The sequence below is a fragment of the Vibrio sp. 10N.261.52.A1 genome (assembly GCF_002876325.1).
Classification (GTDB): domain Bacteria; phylum Pseudomonadota; class Gammaproteobacteria; order Enterobacterales; family Vibrionaceae; genus Vibrio; species Vibrio chagasii.
In genome coordinates this window covers 1-876 of record NZ_MCYD01001016.1, presented here as the reverse complement: position 1 = coordinate 876, position 876 = coordinate 1, and the positions used below count along the sequence as shown (strand labels likewise).

Annotated in this window: 2 protein-coding genes; both read right to left on the bottom strand. The window is 46.9% G+C overall.

What is annotated here, in order from left to right; all coding sequences use genetic code 11:
- Positions 1-659 (bottom strand): ACP S-malonyltransferase (gene fabD, locus BCT81_RS22010; protein ID WP_102425839.1); only part of this gene is annotated, 659 nt, incomplete at its 3' end.
- Between the two features lie 80 nt (positions 660-739).
- On the bottom strand, positions 740-876 hold a 137-nt coding region (locus BCT81_RS22005), incomplete at its 5' end, for a 3-oxoacyl-[acyl-carrier-protein] synthase III C-terminal domain-containing protein (RefSeq protein WP_277869840.1).

Genomic DNA, 876 nt, shown 5'->3' with positions numbered 1-876 from the left:
TCTAGAGCTTCTAGAGCTACCGCTAACTTGTCTGCTGCAGGTTTCATTAGCGCACAGTGAGACGGTACAGATACTGGTAGAGGAAGTGCACGCTTAGCGCCCGCTTCTTTACATAGTGCACCAGCACGCTCTACTGCCGCTTTGTTACCCGCGATAACAACTTGACCAGGAGAGTTGAAGTTCACTGGAGAAACAACTTCACCCTGTGCCGCTTCTTCACACGCTTTAGCAATCGCTTCATCATCTAGACCGATGATTGCGTACATTGCACCAACGCCTGCAGGAACCGCTTCTTGCATTAGCTGGCCACGTAGTTCAACTAGCTTGATCGCTTCTTTAAAGTCGATAACGCCAGCACATACTAGTGCAGAGTATTCACCTAAGCTGTGACCCGCTAAGTTTGCAGGTTGCTCTAGGCCAAGCTCTTGCCATACACGCCAAATTGCAACAGACGCTGTTAGTAGAGCCGGTTGAGTGCGGAAAGTTTCATTTAGATTTTCTACTGGGCCATCTTGAACTAATGCCCATAGATCGTAACCAAGTGCTTCTGAAGCTTCAGCAAATGTTTGTTTAACAACATCATACTGTTCGCCTAGGTCTGCAAGCATACCGATAGCTTGAGAGCCTTGGCCTGGGAATACGATAGCAAACTTGCTCATTGTAATTTTCCTTTAAGCAAAGCAAAAAATTGAATAAGGCACATAAGTTATGTGCCTTGTTTGTAGGTTTTCGCTTAGGGTTAGAATTTAACTAACGCAGAACCCCAAGTGAAGCCACCGCCAAATGCTTCCAATAGAAGCGTTTGACCGCGTTTAATTCGTCCGTCACGAACAGCCTCATCCAAGGCAGTTGGTACGGTAGCCGCTGATGTGTTGC